This window comes from Citrobacter rodentium NBRC 105723 = DSM 16636 (genome assembly GCF_021278985.1).
Classification (GTDB): Bacteria; Pseudomonadota; Gammaproteobacteria; order Enterobacterales; family Enterobacteriaceae; genus Citrobacter_A; species Citrobacter_A rodentium.
The window spans coordinates 5,227,547-5,253,002 of the sequence record NZ_CP082833.1 but is presented as its reverse complement, the minus strand read 5'-3'; the positions used below and the strand labels follow the sequence as shown (position 1 = coordinate 5,253,002).

25 protein-coding genes, 1 tRNA gene and 1 pseudogene are annotated in these 25,456 nt (G+C 52.7%); 20 read left to right on the top strand and 7 right to left on the bottom strand.

Translation table 11 applies throughout. The annotated features are described in order from the left end of the window. Nucleotides 1-34: 34 nt before the first annotated feature. Nucleotides 35-1,036, top strand: coding sequence for a hypothetical protein (locus tag K7R23_RS24980; RefSeq protein WP_012904678.1), 1,002 nt, complete (start codon nt 35-37; stop codon nt 1,034-1,036). On the opposite strand, the gene K7R23_RS24975 is transcribed toward K7R23_RS24980, so the two are convergent. The 3 genes from K7R23_RS24975 to K7R23_RS24965 form a co-directional block, all read right to left on the bottom strand. After that, the gene (locus K7R23_RS24975) at nt 1,033-1,431 is read right to left on the bottom strand and encodes a hypothetical protein (protein ID WP_148222059.1); all 399 of its coding nucleotides are present in this window, start codon (nt 1,429-1,431) and stop codon (nt 1,033-1,035) included. The genes K7R23_RS24980 and K7R23_RS24975 overlap by 4 nt on opposite strands. Before the next feature lie 52 nt (nt 1,432-1,483). Then, entirely contained in the window at nt 1,484-2,434 is a 951-nt protein-coding gene (locus K7R23_RS24970) for a transcriptional regulator (RefSeq protein WP_024132493.1), read from the bottom strand. Nucleotides 2,435-2,841: 407 nt separating this feature from the next. Next, nucleotides 2,842-3,033, bottom strand: coding sequence for a hypothetical protein (locus K7R23_RS24965; RefSeq protein WP_232796102.1), 192 nt, complete (start codon nt 3,031-3,033; stop codon nt 2,842-2,844). Here K7R23_RS24965 and lafA point away from each other — a divergent pair. The 11 genes from lafA (at nt 3,032) to dinB (ending at nt 12,286) form a co-directional block, all read left to right on the top strand. Next, nucleotides 3,032-3,937 (top strand): lateral flagellin LafA, encoded by a 906-nt coding sequence (lafA, locus tag K7R23_RS24960; RefSeq protein ID WP_012904682.1) that lies wholly within the window; start codon nt 3,032-3,034, stop codon nt 3,935-3,937. The two genes, K7R23_RS24965 and lafA, sit on opposite strands and share 2 nt — an antisense overlap. Nucleotides 3,938-4,141: 204 nt before the next feature. Beyond that, entirely contained in the window at nt 4,142-5,461 is a 1,320-nt protein-coding gene (gene fliD / locus K7R23_RS24955; protein WP_012904683.1) for a flagellar filament capping protein FliD, read from the top strand. Between the two features lie 33 nt (nt 5,462-5,494). Next, on the top strand, nt 5,495-5,887 hold the full coding sequence (fliS, locus tag K7R23_RS24950; RefSeq protein ID WP_012904684.1) for a flagellar export chaperone FliS: 393 nt from the start codon (nt 5,495-5,497) through the stop codon (nt 5,885-5,887). A 4-nt stretch (nt 5,888-5,891) separates the two neighbouring features. Beyond that, the gene (locus K7R23_RS24945) at nt 5,892-6,209 is read left to right on the top strand and encodes a flagellar chaperone protein (RefSeq protein WP_012904685.1); all 318 of its coding nucleotides are present in this window, start codon (nt 5,892-5,894) and stop codon (nt 6,207-6,209) included. Continuing rightward, complete coding sequence (locus K7R23_RS24940; protein ID WP_012904686.1) at nt 6,206-7,357, top strand: flagellar hook-length control protein FliK; 1,152 nt, start codon at nt 6,206-6,208, stop codon at nt 7,355-7,357. Before K7R23_RS24945 ends, K7R23_RS24940 begins: the two co-directional genes overlap by 4 nt. Nucleotides 7,358-7,364: 7 nt before the next feature. Further along, on the top strand, nt 7,365-7,829 hold the full coding sequence (locus tag K7R23_RS24935) for a flagellar basal body-associated FliL family protein (RefSeq protein ID WP_012904687.1): 465 nt from the start codon (nt 7,365-7,367) through the stop codon (nt 7,827-7,829). Between the two features lie 20 nt (nt 7,830-7,849). Continuing rightward, the gene (locus tag K7R23_RS24930) at nt 7,850-8,566 is read left to right on the top strand and encodes a FliA/WhiG family RNA polymerase sigma factor (RefSeq protein WP_012904688.1); all 717 of its coding nucleotides are present in this window, start codon (nt 7,850-7,852) and stop codon (nt 8,564-8,566) included. A gap of 28 nt (nt 8,567-8,594) precedes the next feature. Beyond that, complete coding sequence (gene motA / locus K7R23_RS24925) at nt 8,595-9,458, top strand: flagellar motor stator protein MotA (RefSeq protein WP_012904689.1); 864 nt, start codon at nt 8,595-8,597, stop codon at nt 9,456-9,458. Nucleotides 9,459-9,460: 2 nt separating this feature from the next. Next, nucleotides 9,461-10,456 carry a putative lateral flagellar export/assembly protein LafU gene (gene lafU / locus K7R23_RS24920; RefSeq protein ID WP_012904690.1) on the top strand — a complete coding sequence of 332 codons (996 nt, stop codon included), beginning with the start codon at nt 9,461-9,463 and terminating at the stop codon, nt 10,454-10,456. A 51-nt stretch (nt 10,457-10,507) separates the two neighbouring features. Further along, complete coding sequence (locus K7R23_RS24915) at nt 10,508-11,149, top strand: hypothetical protein (RefSeq protein WP_012904691.1); 642 nt, start codon at nt 10,508-10,510, stop codon at nt 11,147-11,149. Between the two features lie 81 nt (nt 11,150-11,230). Next, entirely contained in the window at nt 11,231-12,286 is a 1,056-nt protein-coding gene (gene dinB, locus K7R23_RS24910; RefSeq protein ID WP_012904692.1) for a DNA polymerase IV, read from the top strand. Nucleotides 12,287-12,379: 93 nt separating this feature from the next. Here the strand turns inward: dinB and pepD are convergent, their stop codons facing one another. Next, nucleotides 12,380-13,837, bottom strand: a complete 1,458-nt coding sequence (gene pepD / locus K7R23_RS24905; protein WP_012904693.1) for a cytosol nonspecific dipeptidase — start codon at nt 13,835-13,837, stop codon at nt 12,380-12,382. Between the two features lie 264 nt (nt 13,838-14,101). Here pepD and gpt point away from each other — a divergent pair, with 264 nt between their 5' ends. The 3 genes from gpt to crl all read left to right on the top strand — a co-directional run bounded on the left by gpt (nt 14,102) and on the right by crl (nt 16,363). Then, the gene (gpt, locus tag K7R23_RS24900; RefSeq protein ID WP_006685917.1) at nt 14,102-14,560 is read left to right on the top strand and encodes a xanthine phosphoribosyltransferase; all 459 of its coding nucleotides are present in this window, start codon (nt 14,102-14,104) and stop codon (nt 14,558-14,560) included. Between the two features lie 99 nt (nt 14,561-14,659). Then, complete coding sequence (frsA, locus tag K7R23_RS24895; RefSeq protein ID WP_012904694.1) at nt 14,660-15,904, top strand: esterase FrsA; 1,245 nt, start codon at nt 14,660-14,662, stop codon at nt 15,902-15,904. A gap of 57 nt (nt 15,905-15,961) precedes the next feature. Further along, nucleotides 15,962-16,363 (top strand): sigma factor-binding protein Crl, encoded by a 402-nt coding sequence (gene crl / locus K7R23_RS24890; protein WP_012904695.1) that lies wholly within the window; start codon nt 15,962-15,964, stop codon nt 16,361-16,363. Between the two features lie 50 nt (nt 16,364-16,413). Here crl and phoE read toward each other — a convergent pair whose 3' ends face one another. Next, nucleotides 16,414-17,466 (bottom strand): phosphoporin PhoE, encoded by a 1,053-nt coding sequence (gene phoE / locus K7R23_RS24885; RefSeq protein ID WP_012904696.1) that lies wholly within the window; start codon nt 17,464-17,466, stop codon nt 16,414-16,416. A 285-nt stretch (nt 17,467-17,751) separates the two neighbouring features. On the opposite strand from phoE, the gene proB reads away from it, so the two are divergent. The 3 genes from proB (at nt 17,752) to K7R23_RS24870 (ending at nt 20,305) form a co-directional block, all read left to right on the top strand. Continuing rightward, the gene (gene proB, locus K7R23_RS24880; RefSeq protein ID WP_012904697.1) at nt 17,752-18,855 is read left to right on the top strand and encodes a glutamate 5-kinase; all 1,104 of its coding nucleotides are present in this window, start codon (nt 17,752-17,754) and stop codon (nt 18,853-18,855) included. A gap of 10 nt (nt 18,856-18,865) precedes the next feature. Beyond that, the gene (gene proA, locus K7R23_RS24875; RefSeq protein ID WP_012904698.1) at nt 18,866-20,116 is read left to right on the top strand and encodes a glutamate-5-semialdehyde dehydrogenase; all 1,251 of its coding nucleotides are present in this window, start codon (nt 18,866-18,868) and stop codon (nt 20,114-20,116) included. 113 nt (nt 20,117-20,229) lie between these two features. Beyond that, nucleotides 20,230-20,305, top strand: a tRNA-Thr gene (locus K7R23_RS24870). Between the two features lie 602 nt (nt 20,306-20,907). Here K7R23_RS24870 and K7R23_RS24865 read toward each other — a convergent pair. After that, entirely contained in the window at nt 20,908-21,783 is an 876-nt protein-coding gene (locus tag K7R23_RS24865; RefSeq protein WP_012904699.1) for a hypothetical protein, read from the bottom strand. Between the two features lie 343 nt (nt 21,784-22,126). Then, nucleotides 22,127-23,419 (bottom strand): hypothetical protein, encoded by a 1,293-nt coding sequence (locus tag K7R23_RS24860; protein ID WP_012904700.1) that lies wholly within the window; start codon nt 23,417-23,419, stop codon nt 22,127-22,129. Nucleotides 23,420-24,085: 666 nt separating this feature from the next. Between K7R23_RS24860 and K7R23_RS24855 the strand changes: the two are divergent. After that, a pseudogene (locus K7R23_RS24855) lies at nt 24,086-24,909 on the top strand (IS3 family transposase). 10 nt (nt 24,910-24,919) lie between these two features. After that, nucleotides 24,920-25,078, top strand: a complete 159-nt coding sequence (locus tag K7R23_RS24850; RefSeq protein ID WP_160291593.1) for a hypothetical protein — start codon at nt 24,920-24,922, stop codon at nt 25,076-25,078. Nucleotides 25,079-25,456 lie beyond the last annotated feature (378 nt).

Below are 25,456 nucleotides of genomic sequence, written 5' to 3'. Positions count from 1 at the left end.
CTGCGCCGACGCGTAAGCAATAACCAGGAATACTATGCAGGTTGGTTTAAACACATCGTCCCTCTCCGCTGGCGGAGCCCTTAGCTCCCCGGTCGGACAACATGCCGTCGCGCAGAATACGCCTGTCCGCCAGAAGCCGTCCGTCGTCGCCAGCGATTACCCGGCCTCGCCGCTGATCGCCACGCGGCCCCAGCGCTACAGCGTCCAGCTCAACGATCAAATCACCACGCTCCAGCAGGCCGACCACTATCTTGGACAGCTGGAGCAACAGCTGCTGGACTATCGCCACACCACGCGACGCGGTGGTCAGGGGCCGCAGCAAAAGGGAACGGAGATTGCCCGGCTGCTGGAGCAGCGCGTCACGTTGGCGGGCGGCGCGGTCGATCGCCAGCTTAAACCGGTGTTGCAGGGTGAAGCGCGGGTCGTCTTTCATGCGCCGGAACTGGTGCAGATGGTGCAGGAGCGAGCGCCGGGAGGGAAGATGTTCCGCATTTCCGACGGTCGTCAGACGCAGCTCGCGGCGGTGGCGGTGGGGGAAGAGAACGACGGCGGTCAGTACCGGGTAATGATGAATAACGCTCTGCGCCGCGTCGGCATTCAGCTGCATGAACGCCACGGTTCGGTCGCTTTCTCCACCGCTGAGGCGAAGTGGCCGCAGATCGCGCAGACGCTGAGCGTGCATCAGGAGGGGGAAACGCCGTCTTCCTTTACGCCGTTAAACGCCTTTGCCGAGCCGTCGCTGGCCGACGATCTGCTGCAAAGCGTGCGTCAGGGCGGTTCCCGCAGCGGCGATGCCGTTCAGCAGGCGCTTGATACTATTGGCGAGCAGCGTGCGCAGATGGCGGTGCAACAGGAAAAAGCCCGTCAGCTGATCGATAAAATGGCCCGTTTTCCGCAGGCGGAAAGCGCGGTACAGGCTTCCACGACGCTGGGGGGCGTGCTGGATAATGCCAGCCACAACTATCAGATTCTGGCGCAGGCGGTGAACGGACAGGCCCGGCTTTCAAGCCAGACCGTACGTAATTTATTACGTTAATCAAGCGGGCAGAGCTGATTGTTAAACAGACCCGCGTTGGCGATCATCATCCCGCCGACGTCCTCATTAAACATCAGGTTCTGCTTATCGTTTAAACGGATCCACCACGTACGCAGATTATGCTCATTTACAAAATAGCCGATATTCGATAACCGCACGTCGTTTTTATTCGTTTCTGCGGCGCTGAAGCGAAACTCTCCCTGTTTTGTCGTACCGGCAAAGCGATTAATGCAGGTGGAGACTTTAAAAATCGACGGCGAATTATCGCTCATCCCAAAAGGTAATACCGTTACTGTGCTTTCAGCGCCGTTCTGACTGATCAGTAAATCGTAATGCGAACTCTTTCCCGTCGCCAGATCGTAATTGGCAATTACCGTGTTTTCTATATTCGCCATCGCGCAGAACGATACTGGCAACGCACTAAGCAACAGGACAGGGAATAAAGGTTTAATTGCATTCAGGCATTTCATTTAACATTTTCTCCACTTCCTGATACATAACAGTATTCGTTTCATTATCTTTATTCTGCCAGTTCTCAAAATTCAGCGCTAACTGCCATTTGCTGTCGCACTGGTTATCGAGCACCATATCGAGAGTAAACTTGTTGAGTGCAAACTTATAGTAGAGGGTTAATTTAGCATTGCGTGCTTTCAGCAGTTCATTAATGCGCGCTATCGCCGGACTGATATGCTGAGCGAGCAGCGAGGTCGATTTTTTATTCGTCGTGGAGGTGTAAAGATGGTAGATCTCCATATTGTCGGCGTGATCGAATGTCTCTTTTACCAGCCGTGGAGAGTCGGGTGAGACGGGCGTCGTCGGCGCCTGAAAATAATAAATTAGACTTAATAAAAACAGGGCAATAACAGCAATGCCTGCGCCGATGAACAGCGTATTGCGCCGCCGGGAAGGTTCCGCTGGCGGCGGTACGACTGCCGTAGAGGGGAGCTGTTGATCGGCCGCTTCATCCGCCGTCAGGGGCCACGGCGCCGTTGCTTCTGCCGCCGTGAAATCTGTCGTGGTGAGGTTTTCCTTATTCTTGTTTTCACTCAGAACGACGTGTTCAGCCGCTTCGCTGGAATATTCAATCGTCAAGTAATCCTTATTAAAAAGATATCCCTTTTTAGGGATGGTCTTAATAATCTCCTGCTGTTTGCCGTCGTCATCAATGGCAACGCGCAGGGCGTGGATTGCGGTCGGCAGGCTATTTCCACCGACAATGCGATTCTTCCACACCTCCGCCATCAAATAAGAGCGGGATAGAACGCTGTCGGCATTTTTAGCTAATGTTTCTAACAGAATAAAATGGTATTCGCCCAGGCGACGAGTCTCACCTGTTTCACAATGAATTAACGCATTCAGCGAAGAGTCCATTCGCCAGTTGTTGACTACAATACTCATAGTTTTGTCTACCTGTGCAATATTCATAATATCCTTGATATCACACCGCTAAAAATCAGTGCATAAAAATAGTGAAACCAGCTGACGTGTCTTTTCGTGCTGTTCTGCCGTCCGGGAACCGCATTATTTTTATTGAGTGTTTTTTGGACTATCCCAAAATGGATTGAAAATGTATCTAAACAATCCGGGACTAACAATACAAAAGTGCGCGCCATTTGCAACGGAATGTAAATTTTCGCATCTATGCATTGTATTATTTTGGCCTTGCTTAAGGATATCCTTAATGTTTTCAGCCAATTAAATTCTGCCGACCAATGCCAGTAGCCATGCGACAGATATTGCGAATAATCTTTTTATTAATTCTTAATTGTGCGCTTCAGGCGGCGAAGAAGAGATTTTGCTCAATATTAAAATCCTTTTAAATCAATGGGGAACATGAAATCAAGGCCGTTTGTGGCATTGGCGCGTTTCTCTTTAGCTATTAGAGCGGTGGCCAACGGGGAAAATTTTTTTTGCGCCGACTTTAAGTTTTCCGCAGGGGAGGTCGTTTTTACAGGGTATCGAAGCTGACAATGATTATTCCCAAGGAGCTGTATCATGTTATCAATTAATACCAACAACGCTTCAATGGCAGCGGTTAATGCCATCAACAAAAGCAACTCTTCCCTGTCTACTTCTATGGAACGTCTGGCGACCGGTAACCGTATTAACTCTTCCGCAGATGACGCCGCGGGCAAACAGATCGCTAACCGTCTGACCGCGCAGTCCAGCGGCATGGGCGTTGCGCTGAGCAACATCAACGATGCGACCGCAATGCTGCAGACCGCTGACAGCATGTTTGATGAAATGTCTGACGTTCTCGGTCGTATGAAGGACCTGGCGACTCAGGCAGCGAACGGCACCTATAACGACGACGACCTGCAGGCAATGCAGGATGAGTTCGACGAACTGGGCCAGCAGATGTCCGATATGCTGCAGAACACCACCTACGGCGGCACCAACCTGTTCGGCGTTTCCGGCACCAGCAATACCGGTGAAGCGGGTCTGTTCCAGAGCGCGGTGACCTTCCAGGTGGGCGCGGAATCTTCTGACACCATGACCGTAGATATCTCCAGCCAACTGGGTACGCTGGTTGATGACCTGTCAGCAGTGAGCGCTTCCTTTGTTGCCGATCAGGCGGGCGGCACCACCATTTCCGGCGGCACCGAGTTGACCGCTTCTGGTTCTGCGAACTCGATGATCTCCACCATCTCCACCGCGATGGACGACGTTTCCAAGATCCAGTCCAAGCTGGGCGCATCGATCAACCGTCTGAACGACACGGCTAACAACCTGACCAGCATGCAGGACAACACGGAAGTGGCGATCGGTAACATCATGGATACCGACTACGCGACGGAAGCGTCCAACATGACCAAACAGCAGGTGCTGATGCAGACCGGTATCACCATGCTCAAGCAGTCCAACAGCATGTCCAGCATGGTTTCCAGCCTGCTGCAGTAATGTCTGCTTAGCGGTGAAAACTCGCGCTACACAACACCGCCAGCTGGCGGTGTTGTGCTTTCTGCGGCAGGGCCTTTTCAGGAAAACCTTTCCCCTCTGCGGAAAACACTTTTCCTCTTTTTATCTAAATTATTGATTATTTAGATATTAACTTAACTGGCATGGTTATTGCTTTTTATCTGCCAACGATGCACGGAGTCATTTATGATTAATCCAAGAACAATCGCGCAAGAGATTGCCTATGCCGATGTCGCCACCCAGGCGGCGAACCTGCAGAAGCAGCAGTCGGAGCTGGACGCGGAAAGCAACGGTCTGGATACGCTAAGCTCGGCGCTGAACGACTTTCAGACGGCTATTGATGCGCTGAACAGCGATACCGATGGTCCGGTCACCTTTTCCGCGACCGCAAATAATGACTCCGCCACCATCACCGCCAACTCGCAGGCTCAGGCGGGCACCTACTCCTTTTATGTTGAACAACTGGCGCAGGCGCAGCAGTCCACTTTTGACCTGAGTGACGACACCTTTTCCGCCACCGGCACCTTCGAGCTGACGATGGGCGACAGCACGATGGATATCGATCTTGCGGCCGCCGACCAGAACGGCGACGGCGATGGCTATATTGACGCCAGCGAACTGGTCAGCGCCATTAATCACTCCGACGACAATCCGGGCGTGTCAGCGGCGCTGGTGAAAACTGACGGCGCCACCACCATCATGCTGACCTCAGAGACCACCGGCGCGCAGAGCGCTTTTTCCGTTTCCATTAGCGGTCATGACGCCTCTGGCGACACCAGCGCCACCGCGCCGACGCTGACTGAAATGACCGCCGCGCAGGACGCCATTATCCATCTCGGCAGCGCAACGGGCCCGGCGATCACGAACAGTACCAACACCTTTAATGATGTGATCCCCGGCGTATCGATGACCTTTAGCGAAGTCACCGGCGAAAATGATGATCTCACCACCTTCACGGTGGCGGAGGACTCCAGCGGCACGCAGGCGAAAGTGCAGACTTTCGTTGACGCCTACAACACGCTGGTGGATACCGTCGACTCCCTGACCTCCAGCGGCAGCGACAGCACCAGCGCGGGCATCTTCGCCGGCGACTCCGGGCTGAAATCGCTGACCAGCCAGTTAGACGATCTCGCGCACGCCAGCTATGGCGGCGTATCGATTGTGGATTACGGCATTACCCTTGATGCTCACGGCCACCTGCAGATCGACTCCGACGCCTTTAACGAAGCGATGGAGGAGAACCCGGAGGGGCTTACTGCGATTTTCGTCGGCGATGACAGCATGGTCGCGCAAATGGATGAGCTGATGGAGAGCTATCTCGACTCCAGCAACGGCATTCTCACCCTGCGTCAGCAGAACATCGACGATCAGCAGGACAAAATCCAGAGCGAAGCCGATCGGCTGACCGAGACCTACAACAACAACTATGAGCGCTATGTGGAGGAGTACACCAATACCTTAATTGAGGTGTACACCATGCAAACCAGCATGGCTGCGTTTATGTAAGCCGCAGAACTAACAGAAGGATAGACGGTAAAGATGTACGACACACAGGACGGTTATTCGCAATACAAAGAGATCGATCTCGCCGCCCGCACGGCGGCGGCTTCGCCCCTGGAGCTGGTGCTGGTGCTTTTTTCCGGCCTGATGGATGAGCTTGAACGCGCCAAAAGCCATATCGAAAACAAACGCTTCGAGAAAAAAGCGCAGAGCATCAATAAATGTATCGACATTCTCAATGCCCTGACCAGCTCGCTGGAGTTTGAGACCGGCGGCGAGCTGGTGGTGAATCTGTCGCGGCTGTATGACCACTGCGTCTTTCGCCTGTATGAAGCCAGCGGCGAGCTGTCGCTGGAGAAGATCGACGAAGTGATCCTCATTCTGAGCAACCTGCGTGAAGGCTGGGACGGCCTGTCTGAAAAGCTGGGTTAAGACGATGGACAGAGAAAGCCAACAGCGGCAGCTCTTTGCGCTAATCGATGCGATGAATGAAGCCCTCGACAAACAGCGCTGGCGGCGGCTGCCCGCGCTGCGCCAGCAGCTGATGCGTCAGTTTGCGCAATATCAGGCGCAGGAGAGTTCAGAGACGGAGCTGCGCGCGGTGAAAGAGCGGCTGCGCGCCGCGTTCGCCGACCTGATTGAGCGGCGCAGCGAGCGCGCGGCGCTGCTGAAAGCGCGAATGGATAAACATCAGCAGCTGCAGGAAGGTGTGCTGGCGTACTCAATGATGACTTTAATTTCGGAGAAGGCATGAACCCTGTATTACTGGCCGCGTCCGGCGCATTAGCGGATACCGTACCAGAAAAGGGCGCGACGCCAGCGCCGAATGGGGCGCAACGCGCAGGGACGTTTTCACTGTCGCCGACGGCAACGGGCGAGGCGGCTGAACGGCTGCGCGGCGCAAAAATCAATCAGCAACGGGCGCACAACGGCGAACGCGAACAGGTCAACGATCCTGCTGCGATGCAGGTGCTGATGGCGCTGTTGCTTACCCCGCCGACGCAGCCCGCGGAACAGATGCCGCTGCCGGGCGGCGAAATAGTGAAAATGCTGGCCGCCGGGCAGACGCAGGCCGGCGTCGCGACAGCGGGTCTGCGCCAGCTGGCCGACGCGCTGACGCAAAAGGGCAGCGACGGGCAGCAAAACCCGCGCGATCTGGCCTCCTTATTGCCGACGCTGCAAGAAGTGCTGGCAACCCTGAGCCAGCAGACGCCGCAGGCCGGAGCGACCCCGGAACAGCAGGCGGCGCTCGCCACCTTCTCCGCGCAGAATTTACGCGCCATCGCGCCCGGCCAGCCCTCAACGTCGCAGCAGTTCGCCGCGCGGGCTAAACAGACGGATGGTTCTGTCGCGCCGCGCCCGCTGGCGATGAAAAAAAATGACGACGTTACGCTGCATGCGCCAGCGGCGCAGAATCTGCTCAACGTGGCGGTACAGAACCCTCAGCCGCTCAACGCGACGGTCAGCCACAGCATCACGGTCGCGCACGTTTCGCTGCCGACGGCGATCTCCGGCGATGAGCTGGGTGAAAAGCTGACGGCGCTGCTTAAAGACCGGATTCAGTTTCAGATTGGCCAGCAGCAGCAAATCTCGACGATTCGTCTCGATCCGCCGTCGCTCGGCAAGCTGGAGATCGCCGTGCAGCTGGATGCCGGCAAGCTGATGGTGCATATCGGCGCCAGCCAGAGCGACGTTTGTCGGTCACTGCAACAGTTCAGCAACGATCTACGCCAGCACCTGACGGCGCAGAATTTTATGGAGGTGAACGTTCAGGTCTCCTCTGAAGGGCAGTCACAGCAGCAACAGCAACCGGGTCATCAACAGGAAGAGGTGCTGTCTGCCTTATCGCTGAGCGATGAACCTCAATTTCAACAGAACGAATCCGTCCTGATCAAAGTGTAAGCATAAGATGAAAAGAATTGTTATGGCGAGTGTGATCAGTTCCATCATGGCCCTGGTAGTAGGCGGCGGGGCCGGATGGGGGGTCTATCACTTCGCGGGAAATGGAAAGACAGCCACCGCAGCGCACGCTGAGGCGGTAGAAAAAATGGATGAGAGCAAGAGTATCTTTGTTTCTTTGCAGGAAACGATCGTCACCCTGCATGACAATGACGGCGCCGATCACTATATGTCGGCGGAGTTAGTCATGGTGGTCGCCAGTGAAAAAGAGTCGGAGCAGATTAAGCAGCAGGAGCCGCTCTACCAGAGTATTGCGGTGGAACGGCTTTCCGAAATGAAATATGAAGAAATTCGCGCGCTGAAAATTTCTGAAATAAGAAAACTGATCGCCGAGGCGCTGCAAAAAGAATTAAAGGATCGCAAAATCGCCGCGCCTTATAAGGATATTTTGGTGAAAAAGGTCGTGTTTCAATAAGCGACAGTCCAGGGAATAACATGTTACAGGACGCTTACGAGTCAGAGGAATTCAGCGCGACTCCCGTGCTGACGCCGCAGCAGGAAAGTCATTATTTACAGGCTTACCTGCCGCTGGTGAGAAAAGTGGTGCGGCAGCTTGCGCCGCAGTGCACCTGCGTGATTGACCGGCAGGATATGGAACAAACGGCGTTGCTGGGATTACTCAACGCCATTCGGCGTTATGGCATGCCGGATGAAGGTTTTGCGGGCTATGCCATTCACCGCATCCGCGGGGCGATCCTCGATGAGCTGCGCAGTCTTGACTGGCGGCCTCGTCTGCTGCGTCAAAAATATCATCAAATCAAAGACCTGATTCGCGATATGCGCAAGCAGCTCGGGCGGGAGCCGGAGTGGCAAGAGCTGTCGCAGACCGGCCTGACGCCGGAGGATTATCTGGAGTTTCAGCAGCTGGAGGGGGCGGAAACGCTGGCCAGCCTTGATGAGCTGCTGAGCGGCGAAGGGCATGGCGCGCTGCCGGAGGGCAGGGGGCTCGAAGAGCAGTTCGTGAACCAGGAGATGCTCAGCTACGCCCTCGGACAGCTGAGTGAAAAAGAGGGGCTGGTGCTCTCAATGTATTACCAACACGATATGAATTTAAAAGAGATCGCGTTGGTTTTAGGGCTGACTGAAGCCAGAATTTGCCAAATGAATAAAAAAATCACGCAGAAAATTCGTGATTGTTTATATCCAGATTAACAATTCGAATTATTATGCGGAGGACTGAATGCAAAAAGTTTTAGGTTTACTGGTGGTGTTAGGCTGCGTATTTGGCGGTTATTTTGAAGCGGGCGGCCAGCTTATTGCTATCTGGCAGCCAGCGGAGATTGTGATTATTCTCGGCGCCGGTTTTGGCGCAATGATTATCGGCAACCCGAAGCACGTTTTAAAAGAGATCGCGCATCAGATAAAAGGGGTGATCGGTAAGAAACAGCTGGGGCCGGAGTTTCAGCGTCAGCTGCTGATGTGCCTGTACGAACTGCTGGAGATGGTGCAGAACGGCGGCCTGCGGATGCTGGATCAGCATATCGAACAGCCCGAAGAGAGCACCGTTTTCCAGAAGTACCCGCAGGTGCTGACCCAGAAGCGTCTGGTGACCTTTATTGCCGATAACTTCCGCCTGATGGCGATGGGGAAAATCGACGCTCACGAGCTGGAGGGGATCCTCGATCAGGAACTGGATACGGTGGAAGAAGAGCTGCTTGCGCCTTCGCGTTCGCTACAGCGTACCGCTGAGGCGATGCCGGGATTTGGCATCTGCGCGGCGGTGCTGGGAATTATCATCACCATGCAGTCCATCGACGGCTCTATTGCGCTGATCGGCCTGAAGGTGGCCGCGGCGCTGGTAGGAACCTTTCTCGGCGTTTTCTTCTGTTACTGTCTGATGGACCCGCTGGCTAACTCAATGGAGCAGCAGGCGCGCGCCGAACACTCTCTGCTGGAGTGCGTGCGCACGGTGCTGGTTGCCCAGGCGGGGGGGAAACCGACCCTGCTGGCGGTGGACGCCGGACGTAAACTTCTGCATCTTGCCTCTAAGCCGACCTTCGCCAACCTTGACGCGTGGGTGAATGCGATGCTGGAGCAGGAATAAGCATGAGAAAAGCGGCAAACCGTCGCGATCGTGGTGCGAAAACGACCATTATCCGGCGTCAAATTAAAAAGAATCACGGCGGACATCACGGCGGCGCGTGGAAGGTGGCGTTCGCTGACTTTACGCTGGCGATGATGGCGCTGTTTATGACGCTGTGGATCGTCAACAGCGTCAGTAAAACTGAGCGTGAAAACATCGTCGCGGCGCTGCACGGCCAGTCCATCTTTAACGGCGGCGGGCTGGCGCCGCTGAACAAAATCGGCAAACAGACGATAGTGCCGGGGGCAAGCAGCAAAAGCGTCACCCGCAGCCGGCCTGATAAAGCTTCACCGGCGAAAGAAGAGGTGAAAGTCAGCGAAGAGGTGGCGAAAAAGGCCAAAGACGTCAACGAGAAAACGGCGCTGCTGAAGAAAAAGTCGGCTACCGAGCTTGGCGAACTGGCGACCAGCATCCAATCTATCGCCCGTAAGGCGCATATGGAAACGAACCTGGAGATGGAAATCGTCCCTCAGGGGCTGCGCGTGCTGATCAAAGACGACAAGAACCGCAATATGTTTGAGCGCGGCAGCGCGAGGATCATGCCGTTCTTCCAGTCGCTGCTGACCGAACTGGCGCCGGTGTTTGATTCGCTGGACAACAAAATCATCATTACCGGTCATACCGATGCGATGGCTTACAAAAGCGATATCTATAACAACTGGAACCTCTCCGGCGACCGGGCGCTTTCGGCGCGCCGCGTGCTGGAACAGGCGGGGATGCCGGAGGATAAAGTGATGCAGGTCAGCGCGATGGCGGACCAGATGCTGCTCGACGCAAAAAATCCAGAGAGCGCAGGCAACCGCCGTATTGAGATCATGGTGTTGACCAAAAGTGCTTCCGACACTTTGTACCAGTACTTTGGCCAGCACGGCGAGAAGGTTGTACAGCCGCTGGTGGATAAGCTCGACAAACAGCAGCAGGTCACCTCGCTACGGCATCGTCCGCCCACCGCGCAGTAACGCTTTTTCCGCCCCCGCGCAACGCGGGGAAACCCCTTTCAGGAGAAGACAGTGATAGATGCCAGCGAAATCATCCCTCTGGATATTCATGACGGACAGATTGCCGACGCCGTCTGCCAGGGGGCGCATTATGACGCGCACTCCGGCGTCTGGTATGTGGAGCCGCACGAACTGACCGACGCGCTGCGCAACTTTGCCTATGATGCCGTCGATTTTAATATCGTCGCGCCTTATTACCTGGTGATCACTTCAAAAGTGCAGTGCAGTAGCTGCCGCCAGCCGACCGATATTATCGCCGTCATGTTCACCCGTTACCTGAAAAAAAGCCAGGACGGCAGGCGCTGGCTTTCGGTGACCGGCAACAGCTTTCTTTTTCATATCAACCAGCTGCCCGAGGCAATCAGAAAAAATATTAAGGCGAAAAATTACTATCCCGATAAAAGTAAAACCTCCGGGCTGCGCTACTGGATGAACCACTGCGAAGTGTGCGGCGAACGGCTGAGCGACTACGCCCTGTTCTGCGTGGAAGAAGATCTGTTTAAACGGATGCCGGTGGAACGGCTGCTGAAAGCTGATATCAGGAAAGTGAAGCGTATGTTTGTCTGCCAGGCCGGTAATCCGGCCGATGACAGCCGCCCCTGCCCGGTGAACTTTACCTGCGAGGCGCGTTTCCGGCTGCGTGGTCCGCGCTAGCTCCGTCATACCGCCGCTATTCACGCACTTCTCATTCGATTTATATACTGTATACTTAAACAGTATGGCGGGAGGTGAGTGATGCGCAAAATCATACATGTCGATATGGACTGTTTTTTCGCGGCGGTAGAGATGCGTGATAATCCGGCCCTGCGCGATATTCCCATCGCCATCGGCGGCAGCCGCGAGCGCCGTGGGGTGATCAGCACGGCGAACTATCCTGCGCGGAAGTTTGGCGTGCGCAGCGCAATGCCCACCGGGATGGCGCTGAAATTGTGCCCGCATCTCACCTTATTACCCGGACGCTTCGATGCCTATAAAGAGGCTTCAGAACATATTCGCGAAATTTTCTCTCGCTATACCTCGCGCATCGAACCCCTGTCGCTGGATGAAGCCTATCTGGACGTCACCGACAGCACCCACTGTCACGGCTCCGCCACGCTTATCGCCAGAGAGATACGCCAGACTATCTTCAACGAGTTGCAACTGACCGCTTCCGCTGGCGTCGCGCCGGTCAAGTTTCTGGCGAAGATCGCCTCCGATCTCAACAAGCCGAACGGACAATATGTGATTACCCCGGAAGATGTGTCCGACTTCCTGCGGACGCTGCCGCTGGCGAAAATTCCCGGCGTAGGGAAGGTTTCAGCCGCAAAGTTAGAGGAGATGGGCCTGCGCACCTGCGGCGATGTACAGCAGTGCGATCTGGCGCTGTTGCTCAAGCGCTTCGGCAAGTTTGGCCGGATTATCCGGGAGCGCAGCCAGGGCATTGACGAGCGCGACGTCAACAGCGAGCGGCTGCGCAAATCCGTCGGCGTCGAGCGGACGATGGCGGAAGATATTCATCACTGGCCGGAGTGTGAAGCGATTATTGAGCGTCTCTACCCGGAGCTGGAGCGCAGGCTGGCAAAGGTGAAACCTGATTTACTGATCGCCCGTCAGGGGGTGAAGTTAAAATTCAACGACTTCCAGCAGACCACTCAGGAACACGTCTGGCCGCAGCTGAATAAAGCGGATCTGATTGCTACCGCGCGGAAAACCTGGGATGAAAGGCGGGGTGGGCGCGGCGTGCGGCTGGTGGGATTGCACGTCACCCTGCTCGATCCGCAACTGGAGCGGCAACTGCTGCTGGGGTTATAAACAGGGCCGGATACGCTGTGAACTGCGCTTATCCGGCCCGCGCTTACAGGCAGGCCGGATAAGGCGTTACGCCGCCATCCGGCATGGTTGAGATTACTTCGCCGGAATTGCCTTCAGCAGTTCGGTCAGCAGCGTCCAGTAGTGGGCGACGCTCTCGATATGAACCTGCTCATCCGGGGAGTGCGGACCGGTAATGGTTGGCCCGATGGAAACCATATCCATCTCCGGATACGGTTTTTTGAACAGACCGCACTCCAGCCCGGCGTGGATAATCTGGATATTCGGCGTTTTGTTGAACAAACGCTGGTAGGTTTCACGCACCAGATGCATCACCGGTGAGCTGGCGTCCGGCTGCCAGCCAGGATAGCCGCCTTTCGCTTCGGTTTTCGCGCCCGCCAGCTTGCCGAGCGAGTCGAGCATACTGACCACGTAGTCTTTACCGCTGTCGATCAGCGAGCGGATCAGGCAGTGAATCTCCACGTTGTCGTCGGTCATCGTGACCACGCCTACGTTCAGCGAGGTTTCCACTACGCCTTTCGCCACGTCGGAATTACGGATGACGCCGTTTGGCGTGGCGTTGAGCAGACGAATAAAGCTGTCGCGGGACTGGGCGGTCAGCGCGGCTTTATCGTTCACCGCCGCGTCGAGCAGCAGCGCCAGATTCTTCTCTTTTTCCGCCAGTTCGTTTTTCAGGATATCCTGATACGCACTGACCCGCGCTTTCAGGGTATCGACCTTATCCGCCGCAACCGCAACGGTGGCAAAGGCTTCACGCGGGATCGCGTTTCGCAGCGTACCGCCGTTGAAATCGACCAGGCGCAGATCCAGTTCTTCAGCATGTCCGGCGAGGAAACGCACCAGCAGCTTGTTGGCGTTGCCGAGGCCGACGTGAATTTCACCGCCGGAGTGGCCGCCTTTCAGCCCTTTCAGCGTCAGCTTAAAGCTCTGGAAGCCCGCAGGAACGGCTTCGCGCGCAAGCTTCAGGTTAGAGGTAAAGTCGATGCCGCCCGCGCAGCCCATATAGATCTCACCCTCTTCTTCAGAGTCGGTGTTGATCAGAATGTCGGCCTGCAGCCAGTTGGCCTGCAAACCGAACGCGCCGTCCATACCCGCCTCTTCGGTCATGGTCAGCAGCACTTCCAGCGGGCCGTGAACAACGCTGTCGTCCGTCAGCACTGCCAGCGCGGAGGCCATGCCGATGCCGTTATCCGCCCCCAGGGTGGTGCCGCGCGCCTTCACCCATTCGCCGTCGATATACGGCTGGATAGGATCTTTGGTGAAATCGTGCACGGTGTCGTTGTTTTTCTGCGGCACCATGTCGAGGTGCGCCTGCAAAACGACCGGCTTGCGGTCTTCCATACCGGCAGTGGCGGGTTTGCGAATCAGGATATTACCCACCTGGTCGCGCTCGACGTGGAAACCTTTCTCTTTCGCCCAGCCGACAATATATTCAGCGAGCTGTTCTTCGTGATAGGACGGATGCGGAATGGAGCAGATTTTGGCAAAAATATCCCACAGCGGCTGTGGTGATAATTGAGACAGTTCAGACACGTTGAGTCTCCTCATCGGTGCGCTGCAAAAACAGGCTTGCAGGACACAGGGTTAGCAGGTTAATCATTACCACAAGTCAGGCTTGCGCAATGCGCTTGAGAATACCACTTTCTTTGTCGGCGGGTAGCATAAAGCACGTAAAAAGAGGGACGGATGCCGCGAAACACTGGTTTTTGCTGCGTCAGATCTCTATAATCTCGCGCAACCATTTTCCCCCCCCGAACAACTTTTTAAGCCGTAGATAAACAGGCTGGGACACTTCACATGAGCGAAAAATACGTCGTCACCTGGGACATGTTGCAGATTCACGCACGCAAGCTGGCAAGCCGCCTGATGCCTTCAGAACAATGGAAAGGCATTATTGCCGTCAGCCGTGGTGGTCTGGTGCCGGGCGCATTGCTGGCGCGTGAACTGGGCATTCGTCATGTCGATACCGTTTGCATTTCCAGCTACGATCACGATAACCAGCGCGAGCTGAAAGTTCTTAAGCGCGCTGAAGGCGACGGTGAAGGGTTCATCGTCATCGACGATTTGGTGGATACCGGCGGCACCGCGGTAGCTATCCGTGAAATGTATCCAAAAGCCCACTTTGTCACCATTTTTGCAAAGCCGGCTGGCCGTCCGCTGGTGGATGATTATGTGATTGATATTCCGCAGGATACCTGGATTGAGCAGCCGTGGGACATGGGCGTGGTCTTCGTTCCGCCTATTTCCGGTCGCTAATCTGCGCAGATTTCAACGCCCGGCACTGCCGGGCGTTGTTCTCTTTACGCCCTGACAGGTTACAATAAGCCTCAGTAAGCATTTATGGAGGCTGCACCCATGACACAGGCTAACCTCAGCGAAACCCTGTTCAAACCCCGCTTTAAACATCCCGAAACCTCTACCCTGGTTCGTCGCTTCAACGCCGGGACGCAGCCGCCTGTACAATCCACCCTCGATGGTAAAAACGTACCGCACTGGTATCGCATGATTAACCGCCTGATGTGGATCTGGCGCGGCGTTGACCCGCGTGAGATTCTCGACGTACAGGCGCGCATCGTCATGAGCCAGGCCGAACGCACCGATGACGATCTGTACGATACGGTGGTCGGCTACCGTGGCGGTAACTGGATTTATGAGTGGTCGAAGCAGGCGATGGAGTGGCAGCAGAAAGCCGGTCAGGAGGAGGACGCCGGGCGCAGTGGCCGCTACTGGCTCCATGCCTCCACGTTATACAACATTGCCGCCTATCCGCACCTGAAGGGGGACGAGCTGGCGGAGCAGGCGCAGGCGCTGGCTAACCGCGCCTATGAGGAAGCCGCGCAGCGGCTGCCCGGCGCGCTGCGTGAAATGACGTTTACGGTGCCAGGCGGCGCGCCCGTCAGCGGCTTTTTACATATGCCAAAAGGCGACGGCCCCTTCCCGACGGTGCTGATGTGCGGCGGCCTCGACGCGCTGCAAACCGACTATTATACCCTGTACGAACGCTACTTTGCCCCGCGCGGCATCGCCATGCTGACGCTGGATATGCCGTCGGTGGGCTTCTCCTCAAAATGGAAGCTCACCCAGGACTCCAGCCTGCTGCATCAGCACGTGCTGAAAGCCCTGCCTGACGTGCCGTGGGTCGATCACACCCGCGTGGCGGCGTTTGGTTTTCGTTTCGGCGCCAACGTCGCGGTGCGCCTGGCCTACCTGGAGTCGCCGCGCCTGAAGGCGGTGGCCTGTCTTGGGCCGGTTGTCCATGCGCTGCTAAGCGATGCGCAGCGCCAGCGCGCCGTACCGGAAATGTATCTTGACGTTCTGGCGAGCCGTCTGGGAATGCACGACGCCTCTGATGAAGCGCTGTGCGTCGAGCTTAATCGCTACTCGCTGAAGGTCCAGGGGCTGCTCGGCAGACGTTGCCCGACGCCAATGCTGTCGGGCTTCTGGAAGAACGATCCGTTCAGTCCGGAGGAGGAGTCACGTTTAATCACCTCTTCCTCTGCCGACGGCAAACTGCTGGAGATTCCTTTCAATCCGGTGTATCGCAATTTTGACAAAGCGTTACAGGAAATCACCCACTGGATCGAAAAGAGATTGTGTTAATAATTTGCTAATTTCTACTGTTTTGGTAAAACAGTTGCTTCATAACAGGAGATCGCAATGACGTTACCGTGTGGGCACCCGAGAAGCAGGTTGATTAAGAAGTTTACCGCGCTGGGCCCTTACATCCGCGAAGGCAAGTGCGAAGATAATCGATTCTTTTTCGATTGCCTGGCAGTTTGCGTCAACGTGAAGCCTGCGCCTGAGCTGCGCGAATTCTGGGGCTGGTGGATGGAACTGGAAGCGCAGGAAAATCGCTTCACTTACAGCTATAAATTTGGTCTGTTTGACAAAGCAGGCGACTGGACGGCGGTGCCGATTAAAGACGCCGAAGTGGTCGAACGACTGGAGCATACGCTGCGCGAATTTCACGAGAAGCTGCGTGAATTGTTAAATTCTCTCGAACTTTCTCTGGAACCGGCCGACGATTTTACCGACGAGCCGGTGAAATTAAGCGCATAAAGTAAAATGCCGGATAACGTATCCGGCATTTTTTCGCTGGCGGGTGGCTGTCAGAACTGATAGGTCATACCCAGCGCCACGATATCGTCGCTGCTGACGCCCAGCTGATTATCGTCATCAATCTGGTTGATTTTATAATCCACGAATGCGGACATGTTTTTGTTGAAATAGTACGTCATGCCGACATCGATATATTTCACGATATCCTCATCACCGATCCCTTCAATATCTTTGCCTTTCGACTGCACATAGCCCACCGACGGACGCAGACCAAAGTCGAACTGATATTGCGCGACGGCCTCGAAGTTTTGCGCTTTATTGGCAAATCCGCCGGAAATCGGCGCCATATTGCGGGTTTCTGAATAGATAGTCGCCAGATACACATTGTTGGCGTCATATTTCAGACCGGTCGCCCAGCCTTCCGCATTTTGCCCCTGGCCCCGCGCCTGCAGGTTCTGCTCGTTGGTGCGATCGAAATTGGCGTAGGCGCCGATAATGGCGAAGTCGCTGCCGCCGAAGTCGTAGCTCAGGGAGGTGCCGAAGCCATCGCCGTTCTGTTTCTTCACGTCGCGGTTTTCGTTTTTACCCTGATATTGCAGCGTCAGATTAAGACCATCAACCAGGCCGAAGAAGTCGGTGTTACGGTACGTCGCCAGACCGCTGGCGCGCTTGGTCATAAAGTTGTCGGTCTGCGCCATGCCGTCGCCGCCGAACTCCGGGAACATATCGGTCCATGCGGCGACGTCATACAGCGCGCCGAGGTTGCGGCCATAATCAAATGAGCCATACTCGCCAAACTTAAGCCCGGCGAACGCCAGACGCGTTTTCTGGCCGCTTTCGCTTTCTGGTTTATTGCCCGCGAATTCGGCTTCCCAGCGACCGTAGCCGGTCAACTGGTCGTTAATCTGCGTTTCGCCTTTGAAGCCGAAACGGACATAGGTCTGGTCGCCGTCTTTGGCGTTGTCATCGCTGAAATAGTGCATCGCCTTCACTTTGCCATACACATCCAGTTTATTACCGTTCTTGTTATACACTTCTGCTGCCTGCACGGATGCCGATGCAGCCATTCCCATCACCACTAATGCCAGAGTGCTCTTTTTCATTTTCAGTCCTGATTTATCTTACGCGCTAATATTTGTCGGGAGTGTCCCGCGAAAAACAGGATGGTTTTTATCGTCCGGTAATGAAGGTTTTATGACAAAGTAAGAATGTTTTTAAAAAAGAATGTTTTTTTATTACCGTCATAAAAACGTCAAAATCTGCCGCTACGCTTGCTGATCCTGCGCAACAAAAACCGATGCTTTGTATGCTGCCGGTTGGCAACCGGAGCCAGTCCTGCTAAAACGTTCGTTTGATATCATTTTCCCTATTTTGAACGGCAGAGAATCATGAGTGACAGCCAGACGCTGGTGGTAAAACTCGGCACCAGTGTGCTAACGGGCGGATCGCGCCGCCTGAACCGTGCCCACATCGTAGAACTTGTTCGTCAGTGCGCGCAGCTCCACGCCGCCGGACATCGTATTGTTATCGTCACTTCTGGCGCGATCGCCGCCGGACGCGAGCATCTTGGTTATCCGGAGCTGCCGGCTACCATCGCCACTAAGCAACTGCTGGCAGCGGTAGGGCAGAGCCGTTTGATTCAACTGTGGGAACAGCTGTTTTCCATTTACGGTATTCACGTCGGGCAGATGCTGCTCACCCGCGCGGACATGGAGGACCGTGAACGCTTCCTTAACGCGCGCGATACGCTGCGTGCGCTGCTGGATAACAACATCGTGCCGGTTATTAACGAGAACGACGCGGTGGCGACGGCGGAGATTAAGGTTGGCGATAACGACAACCTTTCCGCGCTGGCGGCGATTCTGGCAGGGGCTGACAAGCTGCTGCTGCTGACCGATCAGCAGGGGCTGTTTACCGCCGATCCGCGCACCAATCCGCAGGCGGAGCTGATTCAGGACGTCTACGGCATTGACGATGCGTTGCGCTCCATCGCTGGCGACAGCGTTTCCGGGCTGGGAACGGGCGGGATGGGCACCAAGCTGCAGGCCGCCGATGTCGCCTGTCGCGCCGGGATCGACACCATTATCGCCGCCGGCAGCCGGCCGGGGGTGATTGGCGACGTGATGGACGGTATTTCCGTAGGAACGCGTTTCCACGCACAGGCGTCTCCGCTGGAGAACCGCAAGCGCTGGATTTTCGGCGCGCCGCCTGCCGGGGAGATTACCGTCGACGAAGGGGCGACCGCCGCCATTTTGCAGCGCGGCAGCTCATTACTGCCGAAAGGCATTAAAAGCGTGACAGGCAACTTCTCGCGTGGTGAAGTGATCCGTATCTGCAATCTGGAAGGGCGCGACATCGCCCACGGCGTGAGCCGCTACAACAGCGACGCGCTGCGCCGCATTGCCGGACACCACTCGCAACAGATTGACGCGATTCTGGGCTACGAATACGGTCCGGTTGCCGTTCATCGTGATGACATGATTACCCGTTAAGGAGCAGACAATGCTGGAACAAATGGGCAAGGCTGCCAAAGCCGCGTCGTACAAGCTGGCGCTGCTCTCCAGCCGTGAAAAGAATCGCGTGCTGGAAAAAATCGCCGACGAACTGGAAGCGCAAACGGATACTATCCTTCGCGCCAACGCGCAGGACGTGGCCGACGCGCGTGAGAATGGTCTGAGCGATGCGATGCTCGATCGCCTGGCGCTGACGTCTGCGCGTCTGAAGGCGATTGCCGATGATGTGCGTCAGGTTTGCCATCTGGCGGATCCGGTCGGTCAGGTGATGGATGGCGGCCTGCTGGATAGCGGGCTGCGTCTGGAGCGTCGTCGCGTACCGCTGGGCGTAATCGGCGTGATTTACGAAGCGCGCCCTAACGTGACCGTAGACGTCGCCTCTTTGTGCCTGAAAACCGGCAATGCGGCGATTCTGCGCGGGGGTAAAGAGACCTGTCGCACCAATGCGGCAACCGTGCGCGTGATTCAGCAGGCGTTAACAGCCTGTGGCTTGCCTGAAGCTGCCGTACAGGCCATCGAAAGTCCGGACCGCGCGCTGGTGAACGAGATGCTGCGGATGGATAAATATATCGACATGCTGATCCCGCGCGGCGGCGCCGGGCTGCACAAGCTGTGCCGCGAACAGTCGACCATCCCGGTGATTACCGGCGGGATTGGCGTTTGTCATATTTTTGTCGATGACAGCGCTGAGATTGCCCCTGCGCTTAACATCATCGTTAACGCCAAAACCCAGCGTCCGAGCACCTGTAATACCGTAGAAACGCTGCTGGTGCATCAGGAGATCGCAGGGCGTTTCCTGCCGGCGCTCAGCGAAAAGATGGCCGGGTGCGGCGTGACGCTGCACGCGGATGACGTTGCGATGCCGATATTGCAGGGACCAGCTAAACGCGTGCCGCTACAGCCAGAAGAGCTGGATAATGAATTTCTGTCGCTGGATCTGAACGTGGTGATTGTTCAGGATATTGACGATGCTATCGCGCATATCCGTGAGCATGGCACCCAGCACTCTGACGCGATCCTGACGCGCACGATTCACAACGCCAGCCGCTTTGTGAACGAAGTGGATTCTTCAGCCGTTTACGTCAACGCCTCGACGCGTTTTACCGACGGCGGGCAGTTTGGCCTAGGCGCGGAAGTGGCGGTGAGCACGCAAAAACTTCACGCCCGCGGCCCGATGGGGCTGGAAGCGCTGACCACCTATAAGTGGATCGGCATCGGTGATGATACCATTCGTGCGTAATTGAAACCGGGTGATGCAAAAGTAGCCGTTTGAATCACAAGGCCATTGACGCATCGCCCGGTTAGTTTTAACCTTCTACCCCGTGTTCACGTTCGTGGATACGTCCTTTCAGGGCCGATATAGCTCAGTTGGTAGAGCAGCGCATTCGTAATGCGAAGGTCGTAGGTTCGACTCCTATTATCGGCACCATCTAAATCAAGCAGTTACGTTAAAAAATCCCTTTATTTAAATCAAGCTTCTTTGCGTGTAACTGTATGTGTAAGTGAATTTCATCAACGTACATCATAAACTTCAGGAGTATCAGTCTGGCTCATTTTTGTCGGTTTTCACTTTGATGAAAAAATGTTCACTAGTAGTTATAACAGAACGATTTTTTGTGATAGGTACGCATTGCTAAACTGCTATTCTGGCTATCGATTGCCAGAATAGCAGTTTAGCAAGCCTGTAACATCATCATGAATCCCGTTAATAAGCAGAGAGGTAAAAGAGTTAATGGGTAAAATAATATTAGCATTAATGCAAAAATACAGGATAAATCGCTTTTCAGGTATGTGGAATTGAAACTATGATCAACCTATCATATAGGGCAGGATCGTCTACCGGGGCGGGGTCAGTCCAAGCGGAAAATAGAGAACCACCCGCCATGCGGATGGTTCTGATTCGTTTGTTGCATTTGATGAAACAGAACCGATAGTCTGAATGAGACACTCACGGTTCTTATCGTATTCTGTAATCTTTTGACCAACGTTTCTGAGAAAAGTCATTTCTAAAAAACGCTTATAAGGCTTTAGTTAGTCAATATCTGTTGGTTGTGTCCTTCCCAAGGAAACTCTGAAATCACTTCTTCTTACAGTGTGATCTGGTGTTGCTGGTACTGTTGTGGAGCGTAAATGTGTTGTCGGTTTACCATGTTCTCGAACATAAAAAACACCTTTACCATTATAGCCAGATACAGAGACGTCAATGCCACGACATTCAAATTCTTTGTATACTTTTGTTGCTAATGAGCACTGTTCACCAAATAATGCCCGAGCTAACCATCCAGAGTTAGGAGTTAAAGCCTTTTTAATCTCTTCAGGAGAGAAATCCTTGTTTGCATAAATGTCCGCTGAATGACAGGATGTTAATCTGATGTCTTTTATTTTATGGAGGTTATTTTCATGAAGTCTATTTACTATATTTGAAGGTGATAACATTTCATCACCGCACTGAAGAACAGGTAGTCCAGATAAACCTATTCCAGGTATATATATTTTCCGATAATCACCCGGTGTTAGATTTTCGGGTAATAAAACATTCATCTCAGTTATTACAATGTGCGCTGCTGCAGTTACAGCAACATCCTGATCGCTGGATTTTAAATGTTCTTTATTTATGTCAGGGTAAATATACTCCATTTTCTTTTCTTGAAAATCATCTCTTGTATCTTTTTTCAAAAATAATAAATCATATAATGGTTTTCCGGTTATAGCTCTGCAAATATTTTGCCCTATAATGTTTAGCGTTTGTTGTCCTACGGATTTTTCACCTAAAAATACGAGTAGTCCTTTTTTTTCTGGTGTTGTTTCTATTGTCCTTTTGCCAAGAATACCTAAAGTATTGCTATGGTTTTCTGCAGGAACTGATACGCTTGCACTTATTGGTAGGTATCCTTTTATACTAAACATTACAACCTCCTTATTTAGAATTAATTACAGAGTTTTATTGGTTTGCTTTTTATGCTAGATTATGAGTCCATAATGATATGGTTTCATATTATACTGCGGACTTGTGTTATTTGTATTGTGAAATCATAACAATAAGTCTGGTTTTTACTTGTTTTACTATTTTGAATATTAATGTTGTGCATGTATGGGAGATAAACAGACTATAGTGTGTCGTGGTCTTGCAATAGCAGAGGTAACTTGTTTAAATTAAATATTTAAGATGATAATAAATACCCTTAGTTGTTCTTGGCAAGAATAGCTGCCATCCATTTCAGCTATTATTTTTAAATGAATAAGTTAAAACTTAGACCCTTGTTTCTTGGATTATTTCAAAGGTGTCAACATAATTTGATGGATTATGATGTGGTGAATTGCCACCTTCGATATCGATGACCACATCCTCCGGTTTTGGATGTTGATGTCCAACGGGTACGCCTTCTTCCATAGCTTTTATGTCTGCGCCTGTTACACGGGCAATGTCTTGCTTATTTGGGAATAAAGCTCCTTCCCGTGCATGGAACCATATACGAGGGTAGTCAGTGAACCGCACTTTATCAAATTCGGCTTTATTTAAATCAGCAGCTCCAAATGTCGCGCCTGCCCACCATAAAATAGTGTCTGGCTTTAATCCGGGGGTATTACATTGTACGGCATGCCCCGCTGCTTGCCCAAGCATTGCACCGACATGAGGGGACAGCATTGGATCTATGCCGGGGACTTTGGATACCGCAAACCCTCCAGCAGCACCAATAGCATTTGCGGCAGCATTGGTAAGGATGGCATATTTGGTATTAGGATTATCTAAATCCCACTTAAAATGCGCACCAAACTCCAGTCCAAGAGTTGCCTGTAATGGCGATGTTCCATATTTAAAATCTGCTTCTCCCGGCCTGATAACCCATTCTTCCGTATAATTGGCTTTGGGGCCATCTGGAGTAAGAGGTGTTTCCCCTACAAGCTTCCATCCATTTTCGGTTTTGACTATAGGAAGTTCTACACCATGATTACGAACCACTTGAGCAGTTAATCCAAACCATGGCATTGGGTCGTTTGGTGTGGGGGCTACAGTCGATGCAGTAGCCGATATACTGCTGTTGGTTAATGCATTTTTTAATGGGCCAGGAAGATCTTTGAAGTTAAAACCTATTTCGTCATGCAGAGGAAATAGCTGTAAAAAATAGTTCCCGGTTGTTGGATGTATGTCTGGTTTTACAATGTTCATCTGAACACCATATTTACCAGATATGCCTGGAACGGAACTGGGTATCTCTAATGCCATTTGAGTAACATTGAATAAACCAAACGTATCCAATGCTTTTTTCCCAAGGGAGCCTTCTTCAAGGTGAGGAGCAAGATATTTATCTAGTCCTGAGAGCAGGCCTTCATCTTTTATCAAGCTTAATAGAGCCGTTGTTTCACCACATTCCGGTACATGTTGCTGTATATCCTCTGGAATATGCACAACAAATCCAGCTTCGCAATTTGGAGGTAAATCTGATCGCGGTATTGAGCTAGAGACAGGCACTTGTTCTGCGTGATGATGTTGTTGATTATTCTGTGTGGTGATTCCGGAATGTATGTTCGGTTGAATGTTCATAATAAATCCTTACATAGTTTATATCCATTAATAATATCAATCCATTGATATTATCAGTGTCACATATTCAATGTAGACATTTTATGTATAGCCGTTTAAATTTTTAATTAATGTGATCGTTGTCTCAAAAATTACTTATTAGGCTAATGTGCTAATTATTAATGTATTTTTATTGAATATTAAGTATTTTTATTCTTTTTGTAATGTATGAAATGGTTGTTGTTTTGAGTTTTAATTATGTATTTATGTTTTTTTAATTTATTGTGTGATATCAAGCACATCAATTAATTGTATTTGGTGATGTTTTATATTGTCTGCGTTATTTGGATTGGTTGTGTGGATTAATTGTTTTTTGTTTTAAGATCTATAAATATTATTGTTTATCTTCTCTTTTGCTATGTAATTCTTAATACAAATGTGGGACAAAGTCGAGACGCATACTGCTGCGCAACGGCTGATAAAGCTTTACATGTTTTTAGGTAGTGAGGTGTGTGAGCGCTGTGTTGATGGTGTAATGGTTTGACTTATAATTGGTAATACGACGGTCGTAGGTTCGACTCCTGTTATCGGCACCATTTCAAACTCTTCCCAAGTTGTAGTGGCGCACTGAATTTGGCCACCTGAACAGAGGTGATATGCTCACCTCAGAACATTACAGGTGCTCCAGTGAAAAGAAGAAATTTCAGCGCAGAATTTAAACGCGAATCCGCTCAACTGGTCCTTGACCAGAACTACACCGTTGCAGATGCAGCCAGTGCTATGGATACCGGCCTTTCCACATTGACGCGATAGATGAAGCAGTTGCGTGATGAGCGACAGGGAAAAACACCAAAAAGATGGGGCGCTGGCTTGCTGGCAGGCTAATGAAAGAACCGGGGCTGGTCAGTTGTCAGCAGCCGGCTCATCGGTATAAACGTGGTGGCTATGAGCACGTCGCAATCCCGAAACACCCTGAGCGGCAGTTCGCAGTGACAGAGCCAGACCAGGTGGGGTGCGGTGATGTGACCGGTATCTGGACAGGTAAGCGCCGGGCGTACCTCGCCGTTGTTCTCGACTTATTCGCAAGAAAAGCAGTGGGCTGGGCAATGTCGTTCTCGCCGGACAGCAGACGCACCATGAAGGCGCTGGAAATGGCATGGGAAACGCGCGGTAAGCCCGTTGGAGTGATGTTCCATAGCGTCCAGGGGAGCCATAACACAAGCAGACAGTTCAGGCAGTTACTGTGACGGAACCGAATCAAACAGAGTATGAGTCGACGTGGAAACCGCCGGGATAACAGCGCGATGGAGCGCTTCTTCAGGAGCCTGAAGAATGAATGGGTACCGGTGACGGGTTACATAAAATTCAGCGATGCAGCCCACGCCATAACGAACTATATCGTTGGGTATTACAGTGCGCTCAGACCGCATGAATATAACGGTGGGTTACCCCCAAACGAATCGGAATACCGATACTGGAAAAACTCTAACATGGTGGCCAGTTTTAGTTGACCACTAAAAAATGACAAAACAAGAAGGGGAGAAGGAACTTCTGAATTCTGAAGTTGAGCGTCTTAAAGCTGATGATGGGAGGCTTTTAGCGGAACTTTCTGAAAAGGCCACAGAGCTTCAGCAATTAAGGAAACAGACCGTATCGATGGAAGCCACGAAGCCAAACTAAACGCCGGAAAAACCATTTCAACCACCTTATAGGATACCCTGAACACATTGACTACAGCTTTAGACAGCATCCTCAACCTTCGCACTCAGTGACTCCGGAGAGGGAACTCCTTGGGACTGAGGAAACCCCAGAAAAATGAGAAAGGCATAGCGTGATGTGATCTACTGATTCTTCGACAAATTCAATGAGATCACTGTTATGCCTACACGTAAAGTATGCCAGAATTTTTTTCTGAATCGCCTTCGCTCTATTTCATAGTAGCGACAAAATGGCTTGATTGATGCGACAATTACCTTATTTAACAGCGCATCGGTTACTCTGATAAGCATAGGACGTTTTTACAGGGACTGGCTCAGGTTAAAATAATATTAAACGTGT

Bases quoted from the DNA above. Each gene is read 5' to 3' on its own strand.
- K7R23_RS24980 (WP_012904678.1), top strand. From the start codon at position 35: ATGCAGGTTGGTTTAAACACATCGTCCCTCTCCGCTGGCGGAGCCCTT.
- K7R23_RS24975 (WP_148222059.1), bottom strand. From the start codon at position 1,431: ATGGCGAATATAGAAAACACGGTAATTGCCAATTACGATCTGGCGACG.
- K7R23_RS24970 (WP_024132493.1), bottom strand. From the start codon at position 2,434: ATGAGTATTGTAGTCAACAACTGGCGAATGGACTCTTCGCTGAATGCG.
- lafA (WP_012904682.1), top strand. From the start codon at position 3,032: ATGTTATCAATTAATACCAACAACGCTTCAATGGCAGCGGTTAATGCC.
- K7R23_RS24965 (WP_232796102.1), bottom strand. From the start codon at position 3,033: ATGATACAGCTCCTTGGGAATAATCATTGTCAGCTTCGATACCCTGTA.
- fliD (WP_012904683.1), top strand. From the start codon at position 4,142: ATGATTAATCCAAGAACAATCGCGCAAGAGATTGCCTATGCCGATGTC.
- fliS (WP_012904684.1), top strand. From the start codon at position 5,495: ATGTACGACACACAGGACGGTTATTCGCAATACAAAGAGATCGATCTC.
- K7R23_RS24945 (WP_012904685.1), top strand. From the start codon at position 5,892: ATGGACAGAGAAAGCCAACAGCGGCAGCTCTTTGCGCTAATCGATGCG.
- K7R23_RS24940 (WP_012904686.1), top strand. From the start codon at position 6,206: ATGAACCCTGTATTACTGGCCGCGTCCGGCGCATTAGCGGATACCGTA.
- K7R23_RS24935 (WP_012904687.1), top strand. From the start codon at position 7,365: ATGAAAAGAATTGTTATGGCGAGTGTGATCAGTTCCATCATGGCCCTG.
- K7R23_RS24930 (WP_012904688.1), top strand. From the start codon at position 7,850: ATGTTACAGGACGCTTACGAGTCAGAGGAATTCAGCGCGACTCCCGTG.
- motA (WP_012904689.1), top strand. From the start codon at position 8,595: ATGCAAAAAGTTTTAGGTTTACTGGTGGTGTTAGGCTGCGTATTTGGC.
- lafU (WP_012904690.1), top strand. From the start codon at position 9,461: ATGAGAAAAGCGGCAAACCGTCGCGATCGTGGTGCGAAAACGACCATT.
- dinB (WP_012904692.1), top strand. From the start codon at position 11,231: ATGCGCAAAATCATACATGTCGATATGGACTGTTTTTTCGCGGCGGTA.
- gpt (WP_006685917.1), top strand. From the start codon at position 14,102: ATGAGCGAAAAATACGTCGTCACCTGGGACATGTTGCAGATTCACGCA.
- frsA (WP_012904694.1), top strand. From the start codon at position 14,660: ATGACACAGGCTAACCTCAGCGAAACCCTGTTCAAACCCCGCTTTAAA.
- crl (WP_012904695.1), top strand. From the start codon at position 15,962: ATGACGTTACCGTGTGGGCACCCGAGAAGCAGGTTGATTAAGAAGTTT.
- phoE (WP_012904696.1), bottom strand. From the start codon at position 17,466: ATGAAAAAGAGCACTCTGGCATTAGTGGTGATGGGAATGGCTGCATCG.
- proB (WP_012904697.1), top strand. From the start codon at position 17,752: ATGAGTGACAGCCAGACGCTGGTGGTAAAACTCGGCACCAGTGTGCTA.
- proA (WP_012904698.1), top strand. From the start codon at position 18,866: ATGCTGGAACAAATGGGCAAGGCTGCCAAAGCCGCGTCGTACAAGCTG.
- K7R23_RS24865 (WP_012904699.1), bottom strand. From the start codon at position 21,783: ATGTTTAGTATAAAAGGATACCTACCAATAAGTGCAAGCGTATCAGTT.
- K7R23_RS24860 (WP_012904700.1), bottom strand. From the start codon at position 23,419: ATGAACATTCAACCGAACATACATTCCGGAATCACCACACAGAATAAT.
- K7R23_RS24850 (WP_160291593.1), top strand. From the start codon at position 24,920: ATGACAAAACAAGAAGGGGAGAAGGAACTTCTGAATTCTGAAGTTGAG.